Here is an 8,977-nt window from a genome sequence, read left to right on the forward strand (position 1 = left end):
TAATTCAAAAGGCAATCCCTCTCGCTCTATAGTAATAGGAACTCCAGGATTTATGCCGCCAGAACAAGCAGCAGGACATCCAGTTTATGCCAGCGATTTATATAGTTTAGGATTAACAGCAATATATTTATTAACACGAAAAAATCCCAGTCAGTTACCAACAAATTTGCCCTGGGAAAATTTCACAACAAATATAACTCCCCAACTCACAGAAATTTTAAATAGAGTTATTCAACCTAACCCAAGCGATCGCTACTCCACCGCTGGAGAAATGCTTCACGCCCTAAATTTTGGCCCAACTGCGATGACGCCCACAGTACCGTCTCCACCACCTCCCATCCTTCTACCTGTCTCAGAAGCTCCCTCACCAGCACCAACCCTAGTCACATTGCCCCCACCAGAAGCTTTACACCCTTCTCAACCTGTAGTTTCTTCTCTTCCCACTCCTAAACCAAGTGCTAGTCAGATGAGAGACTGGCAAAAAGCAATAATTACAGGTAGCATAATTGGTGGATTTATTCTGATTGGAATTGTTTTAGTTAATTCTATTTCTAAAGATAAACTCCCAGAAGAAGTTGACCCTTCAACAACAAATACCAATCCAAATCAAGTAACTTCTCCATCACCCATTCCCAAAATTTCAACCCAGTCTCAAAAACCTCAACCCTCCCCCAGCAAAACAGAAAATTATACAGATAAATCCCCAGAAAAAGTTGACCCTTCAGCAACAAATACCAATCCAAATCAAGTAACTTCTCCATCACCCATTCCCAAAACTTCAACCAAGTCTCAAAAACTTCAACCTTCCCTCAGCAAAACAGACAAATATATCACAGATACGGAAGTTGCCAAGTTAATTAAAACTTGGTTAGAAGCAAAAGAAAAAATGTTTTCTCCTCCATACAATAGCCAAATTGCCAACGAATTAACCACAGGAGATTTTTATGAAAAAATAGCAGGAGCAAATGGTTCAATTAATTGGCTAAAAAATAATAATGCTTACTATAAATATGGCGTGCAAAGACTTGACTCAATAGAACAATTTTTTGCTAATAATGAAAGTGCTACTGTCAAAGTTAGAATTACTGAAGAATATAGTTTGTATCGCAATGGCAAAATTGATCCTAATGAAACAGATTTTAAAACTCTGACGATTATTTATAATTTAAAATTCATAGAAGGTAAATGGAAAATATCTAACTCTCGTACTCTCTAAGAGACTTCCAAATAAAAAATTATTCCATTAGCTATGAAAATAAGGGAGTAGGGGCGATTCGCGAATCGCCCCTACGGTCGGAGGGAAGAAATTGAAAAAGTAAGGGAGTAGGGAGTAACCAGTTAACGGGATTAGTAGAAAAATTGGGATAATTTATTTTCTGCTATTCCCTAAATACAGCACTTCCCGCTGTTATGAGGTACTTATGTTTATGGTTTTAGGGAATAGGGAATAGACAAAAAATATTCCCGATCGTCAGTTGTACCTCATTAGACCTCTCCAGAAAATAGGGAATAGGTATGGAGGGGGAAATAATGGATAATTTCTGTACGATAATTGATTTTATTTTTTATTATTGGAGATGTCTAATAGGTAAGGATTCAGGCGTTGCTGAATCAAGAGATGAATCTTTTTGGAACAGGTAAATCTTATCTTTAAATACTTCATACTTATTTTTTATCCAAGGCTAGAATTCATCCCACAAATATGCAACGCTAGGGAACAAGTCAAGTAGTGTTTGGGGTGAATATTTATAATTATCTAGATTATGCAACGCCATGAAAATTTTGCGTCAATTGTTGAGTAAATTACAGCTATTAATCATGGGAACTCTTATGGCAGCAATAGTTGTAATAGTTGGTCTATCAGCTATACATTTTTTTCCTGCCAATGTGGTTAGAGATTCTACTCCGACTGTTATTACTTCACCAGAATCAAATCCTATCAAAAATGACTCTATAGAATCAATTCCAACTCGAGAATTAGCTAATAACCAACCATTTTTACAACACTTTCCTTATGCAGAAACTAATCTCGAAAAATTGATGATAGTTGGTAGTTACGGTAAAGATGAATATCAACGTTTTGAACAACTTAATCGAGAAGCTGCTCAAAAATTAATGCAGTTAATATATGCGGGTAGAACCGAAGGAATTTGGATAATTGTAATTTCAGGATTTAGAACTATTCAACAACAACAAATATTATGGAAGACTCAAGTAAAAAAATTAGGTTCTGAACAACAAGCAGCTAAATTTAATGCACCTCCTGGATATAGCGAACATCATACAGGTTATGCTGTAGATTTAGGAGATGGTCGATTTCCGAATTTAGATTTAACTACAGAATTTGAAAATACAACAGCTTTTCAATGGTTAAAAATTCATGCCCAAGAATACGGCTTTGAAATGTCATTTCCTCCCAATAATTCTCAAGGTATTAGTTATGAACCTTGGCATTGGCGTTTTATCGGTTCGCCAGAAGCAAAAACCATATTTGCTAATGCTAAAAATACCAAGTTTTAAATTTTTTAAAGTATCTTTCATTCCAGTTATCAGTGTCAAAAGTAGAGCCTGAAAGTTTTTTAAAATTCAGGAAAATAATTAAGATAAGTTATGAACTAAGAAATGGCATCAAAGATATTCATTCTGACTAGAGAATATGTTTTTTTCCCTATTCCATGCTCCCTGTTCCCAAATATTATTTACTAAAAAAATTGCTTGATTAAACTATGTCTGAAAATTAATTTCAAAAGGATAGTTTAGATTGGCAATTCCGACAACTACCAGATGCTAAATTAGGATTAGGATAAATTCAGTCTCAAAACTAAATTTCGAGGAATTATGTCTAATACTGAAATGAGCGATGGGGATATTTCCCAGCTAAATCGCAGACGTTTTATGAAACTATCGGCTGTTAGCGTTGTCTCTTTAGCAGCGATGGAACTATTACCAGAAGCAACTAAAAGTGCTAGTGCGAATACGGTAAATGGTAACTTTGAAGAAAAGTATCAAATTTTCGTGCCTGTTGAAGCTGCTCGATGGGGTGGAAGTCAAAGTGTTACTTTGCGATCGGGAGATACTGTTAAGGTTGAGATTCCCAGACGACTGAGAGAAAATTCCAAGTTGACAGTTAAAAGGGTCGGTCTTGAAGGAAACGACGTGACTCTAATTTGTCATACTCTTTACGATACCAATGGAACAACTGCTGACAGTATTAACGAGGAAATAAATCAAGCTAACTTCATCAAAAAGGAACTGACGAAAGACCGTTGCCATACCATTTACGAATCTTTGGAAAATGGTAAGTTTGTTCGAGATTTAGTGGCATTAGACCTGCTGGATTATGTAATGGAATCTTCCAAACTAGATGAAGACATTAGCCAACGGTATTCGATCGCCAGTAACAATTCTCGTTTGAAAGGAATAGAAGAGGCGATCGCAGATACCTTGGCAAAATCTAAGTTAGCCAAAAAGAGGAAAAAGTCTATCAAAGGAACTTACCAATACGTTCGCGCTGGCGAACCAGTTCCAGATTTTGCAGCACTAACAGATTTGAATGCTATTGTTGCAGGTTCTAATGTTCCAGAACAACTAAAGCAACTTTACTTAACGGCAAGTGCTAAATCTAAGGCAGTTACCGTGGACGTTATTATCGTTCAGTTGATTAAGGAAAAACTAAACGGTCAAAAAGAGGATGACTATTTATCGGTTTGGGAGAAAGTTCGCAATGGCGAGAAAATTTCTGACGGAGAGGAAAAAACCTTAGAATCCCTAGATGGATTTATAGAAAATTCTGATATTTCAGAAACCTGCAAAACGCTTTATTTAGTAGCCAGGGTTTTAGGTGAAAAAGGTGACTCGCAAAAAGACCCCCTTCAGGAAGCGATCGAGAGCAGCAACAAACTCACGGACAAGGAAAAACATATCTACAATCTGGCTTACAGTCTAGCTGTTAACGGCGAGTCAAACGAACAAACCGAGGCGGAAGTTGTCCAGTATGCAGTAGCTACATTCCACAGAGATTTGAGTGAAGCAGAGGAAAAAGCAGAGGAACAAGACTTTGCTGAATATGTAAAACCTATAGCAGCTAAATTGATGAAATGGCTCATCGCCAAAGCTGACATTCCTCCAAGTTACCAATGGGCTTCTTTTGCACTTGTCGGGCTAGTTACTGAACAGAAAGGGTCAGATGTAGCATCGGCAGCAGCAGCATTAGTGCCTACAACAACAAGCGTTATCAGCGTATTGGGAGCAAAAGCGGGAACTGGTGTTGCTATCAGTAGTTTAACTGGCAGTGCTGCTACCACTGCAACTTTAGCTACTTTAGGAGGTGGATCTGTTGCTGCCGGAGGCTTGGGAATGTTGGGTGGCTTGGTGGTAGTAACTGGTGGTGCTGCCTTAATTGGTGCTGCCGGACTGCTGTCAGTTGCTCTACTAACCCGAATGGACGGAAAAGACTATGTAAACTTGGGAATTGCAGGAACAGTAGGAGTGTTAACCAGTGCAACTGTAGCCCTTGCTGTTTGGACTGGTGCTGGTGCTTTGGGTGTCGCAGGTTCTCTATCGGGTGCAGCAGCGATTACTGCTACCATCTCCGCTCTGGGTGGATTAAGCGTTATGACTGGCGGTGTAGCTTTGGTTGCACTTGTTAGTGGCTTTGCTGTTTGGTCAGTTCTTAAAGGCAAAAAGTCAAAACGCGATATCTTGAAGGAGCTAGAATCTCTTGCTTATATGTTAACCGAACCCAGTGACGATCCCTTGGTTCATTTCATTCAAAAAAATTTGCCCAAAAAGTACGAACACGAAGACCTCTATCTAGCCCCTGCGATTCCTCTGGACAAGCTTTACAATGCCATGTCTATGTATGGGTATCTCGATCCGGGAGAAAAAATTCTGGCTTTAATAGATACTAGCGGAAATCACAATGCTAAAGACGGCATCTTGCTAACAGATCGCAAAATCCTATCAAGGGCAGCATATTCAAATGCTGAGTATGCGAGTTATTCAACATTAAGCTGGTCTGAAATTTTTAAAGTATCTAATACTATGCTAGAGAGCTACAGCGACGCAGCAAAGTTTGCCCGTTTCCTAATAAGACTCCAAGAACAGGTGCAAGGTTAGGCGATCGCTCTAAAAAACCATACCACTAACGAAACCTGAAAGCAAACTTATCAGGACTTACGCAAGATATCAAATCGGACACCATCTGTAGGGGCAATTCGCGCTGTAGGGGCAATTCGCGAATTGCCCCTACTAGATATGGTGTTGCTGCGTAAGTCCTGCTTCTATTGTTTGAGATGGGGTGGCGGTGAAATCTCATAGACTTAAAATAACGTGCTATCCTTTAGAGAAACTTTCCAGATAAATTACCTGTATCATAATATTTGTAGGTATTCAAAATATTAAATTCATTTTCTAAAGGACTTATTTATGACTAACTACTTATCAACATATTTCTTAGTATCTCATGGTAGTCGTGACCCGCGACCAAAGCTAGAATTAAATAAACTAGCTGAACTTTTATCTGGACAAATACCTTTAAGTAAATATTTTAGGAAGCATAACAATATACTAAAATTTCCTGTGATTACTACAGGGGTTTTAGAACTTGGACCGAAACCTTTACACCAACAAATAGAAGATTTTTGGGAATATACACGATCGCTCGACATTACTCAAATGCAAATAATACCTTTATTCCTTTTACCGGGAGTTCATGTCAGAGAAGATATCCCTGCAGAAATAAAGCTATTCCAAGAGAAGGTAAGAGAGAATGCTTCTCCAGAGATGGTTTTGCAGCAACAAAAGAGTAACTTGAAGCTTGAAAATAAATTAGAAATTAATACCCCTGTTAAAATCAATTTGTGCCCCTATATTGGTTCCCATCCAAAAATAGTAAATCTACTAGCGAGCAAAATAAGTTCTGTGAATGCGGATGCTTGGGTACTTATTTCTCATGGTAGTCGTCGCTCCGGTGGTAATGAAGTTGTGGAAAAAATAGCCCAGTCCCTCGCTAGTAGTTGCCAAGTTTTGGTGTGTACTGCTTATTGGTCTGTTGCTCCTGACCTCAAGTCTAGGGTTGAGATATTAGTTAAACAGGGATATCAAGAAATTGGTATTTTGCCTTACTTTCTGTTTAATGGCGGTATTACTGATGCGATCGCCGATACGATAGATCGACTCTCTCAAATATATCCTACTATTAAGTTTCATCTGACTACTCCTCTTGGTGCAACAGAGGAGTTAGCAAGGTTGGTTTCAGATTCGATAACAAGTAAGGAAGAAGACTTTAGTCAGGCGTAGGTTGGGTTGAGGAACGAAACCCAAATCATAACACGCGTGTTGAGTTTCACTGTCGTACCGCTACGCGGAAGCAAGCTACAACCCAACCTACATTTTTACTCCGTAGGGACGTTTCGCTATGCGACATGAAACGCATTTTTGTTATGCAACGTCCCTACTATTCCCTATTCTTTATTCCCTAATTATATGAAATCATCCATACCAACAGAAACAGACTTAGTGCTAATAGGAGGCGGTCATAGCCATGCGATCGCTATCCGAAAATTTGCCATGAACCCCATACCAGGAGTCAGACTAACTCTCATCACAGATGTATATCACACTCCCTACTCTGGAATGTTACCTGGATATGTAGCAGGTTTATACAACTTCGACCAATGTCACATCGATCTGCGCCCCCTCGCTAAATTCGCTGGCGCTAGAATATTTGTAGACCGCGCTATAGGTCTAGACCTGGAGAAAAATCAGATACTCTGTGCTAACCGCCCCCCCGTAAATTTCGATTTACTTTCCATTGATATTGGTAGCACTCCTGCTAGTTTAACTGTACCGGGGGCAATAGAATATGCTATTGCCGTCAAACCCATATCAAAATTTCTCACCTATTGGCATCAAATAACTACAATGGTTTCCGCATCTCCCACACAGAAAATGCGTATCGGAATAGTGGGAGGTGGTGCTGGGGGGGTAGAGTTAGCTTTCGCGGTGCAAAGTCATCTACATCAGATTTATCACAATGCTAAACAACCTACTGATAATTTGGAATTGCATTTATTTCAGCGGGGAACGAGATTATTACCCGAGCGTCATCGTTGGGTAGGAAAGGAAGTTGAGAAAATTCTCAAAAGTCGCGCTGTGGTATTGCATTTAGAGGAAAATGTTGGGGAGGTGGCAGCTCACAGTGATTTTGCCACGGATGCACGGATGAATGAAACGCCCCATTCTTCATGTTATACTCCCAAAATTGTTCGTTGTGACTCAGGGTTGGAAGTAGAATGCGATATTCTGTTTTGGGTGACTCAAGCATCTGCAGCACCTTGGTTACAACAAGCAGGTTTAGTAACAGATGCGAGAGGTTTTATTTTAGTCAATGAGAAATTACAATCAATTTCTCATTCCCAAGTTTTTGCAGCAGGAGATGTGGCAACAATGGTAAATCATTCTCGCCCCAAAGCTGGTGTGTTTGCGGTGCGACAGGGACAACCTTTGTTTGAAAATCTCCAACGCGCTCTCCTAGGAAAACCGCTCAAGTCATTTATACCTCAGAAAAAATTCCTGATTTTGATTGGCACTGGTGACGAACGGGCGATCGCTTCCCGTGGCAGAATAGGTGTTGGTCCTCATCAGTTTCTCTGGCGTTGGAAAGACCGCATTGATCGGAAATTTATGGATAAGTTCTCTAATCTTAAAATGGAAGGCAAAAAGCAGAAGATAGAAGGCAAAAGACAAGATTCCCCGATGCACTGTGCTGGTTGTGGAGCAAAAGTAGGTAGTAGGGTTTTGGAGAATGTGCTGCACAAAATTCCACAGAAAATACAGAGGGATGATATTTTGATTGGTATAGATACGCCTGATGATGCTGCGGTGCTTAGGGTGCCAACAGATAAGGTAATGGTGCAAACGATAGATTATTTTCGGGGGTTGGTGGATGACCCATATTTGTTGGGAAAAATTACAGCTAATCATTGTTTGAGCGATTTGTTTGCTATGGGAGCGATGCCTCAAAGTGGGTTAGCGATCGCTACTATTCCGTATGCTTCTCCGACCAAACAGGAGGATAGTTTATATCAATTGTTATTGGGAGCAACGGAAGTTTTGAATCAATCGGGTGCTGTTTTAATAGGGGGTCATACAACAGAGGGAGAGGAGCTTGCTTTTGGTCTCACCTCTAATGGTTTAGCATCACCAGAAAAACTATTGCACAATAGAGGGATGCAACCGGGAGATGTGCTGATATTAACGAAACCTTTGGGAACAGGAACATTATTTGCTGCGGATATGCGTCTCAAAGCAAGGGGACGTTGGATTGAAAGTGCTATTAAATCGATGTTGGTTTCTAATCAGAATGCTGCCCAGTTGTTATTAGAGTATGGTGCGACTGCTTGTACTGATGTAACTGGATTTGGATTAGTCGGACATTTGTTGGAAATGGTGAAAGGGCAAAAAGTGAGTGTGGAATTAGATATGGAACCTATTCCTGTGTTGCCAGGAGTAGCTGAAACTTTGTCACAAGGTATTTTTAGTTCTCTGTATCCAGAAAATCTGCGACTATCTGCATCAATTCAAAATCGGGAACAGGCGAGGATGCATCCTCTTTATCCGTTGTTGTTTGACCCGCAAACTTCTGGTGGGTTACTTGCTACAGTTCCTGCTGAGTCTGCGAGTGCTTGTTTGAATGCGCTGCAAAAAGAATATTCTGAAAGCATAATTATTGGGCGAGTGCTATTGTTAGATACAGGGATGCTGCCGATTCAAATTAATTTTTGACCAAGAAATAAGGTACTGAAACTAGAGGTACTGATAACTGATAATATGATGTCATATCAGATTTAGATAATTACTATACCCCAGTCCGCAGCGACTGGAACTCGTGAAAGGAAGCAATCTAATGGGTGCGCGGAGATTGCTTCCGCTTCGTCGCTGCGGACGACTGTTCAATCGGATTCTATCTAACTCT

The 8,977-nt window shown here is 39.9% G+C and carries 5 protein-coding genes; all 5 read left to right on the forward strand.

Annotated features, from left to right (window positions below):
• Positions 1–1,216 (forward strand): IMS domain-containing protein (locus F6K22_RS21360; protein ID WP_293102376.1); only part of this gene is annotated, 1,216 nt, incomplete at its 5' end.
• Between the two features lie 557 nt (positions 1,217–1,773).
• Complete coding sequence (locus tag F6K22_RS21365) at positions 1,774–2,520, forward strand: M15 family metallopeptidase (RefSeq protein WP_293102378.1); 747 nt, start codon at positions 1,774–1,776, stop codon at positions 2,518–2,520.
• A gap of 318 nt (positions 2,521–2,838) precedes the next feature.
• A complete protein-coding gene (locus tag F6K22_RS21370; RefSeq protein ID WP_293102380.1) occupies positions 2,839–5,118 on the forward strand; it encodes a hypothetical protein in 2,280 nt (759 codons plus the stop codon).
• Positions 5,119–5,427: 309 nt separating this feature from the next.
• The gene (locus tag F6K22_RS21375) at positions 5,428–6,300 is read left to right on the forward strand and encodes a sirohydrochlorin chelatase (RefSeq protein ID WP_293102383.1); all 873 of its coding nucleotides are present in this window, start codon (positions 5,428–5,430) and stop codon (positions 6,298–6,300) included.
• Between the two features lie 186 nt (positions 6,301–6,486).
• Entirely contained in the window at positions 6,487–8,787 is a 2,301-nt protein-coding gene (selD, locus tag F6K22_RS21380; protein WP_293102385.1) for a selenide, water dikinase SelD, read from the forward strand.
• Positions 8,788–8,977: the final 190 nt, after the last annotated feature.

Source organism: Okeania sp. SIO2F4, from assembly GCF_010672385.1.
Lineage (GTDB): Bacteria > Cyanobacteriota > Cyanobacteriia > Cyanobacteriales > Microcoleaceae > Trichodesmium.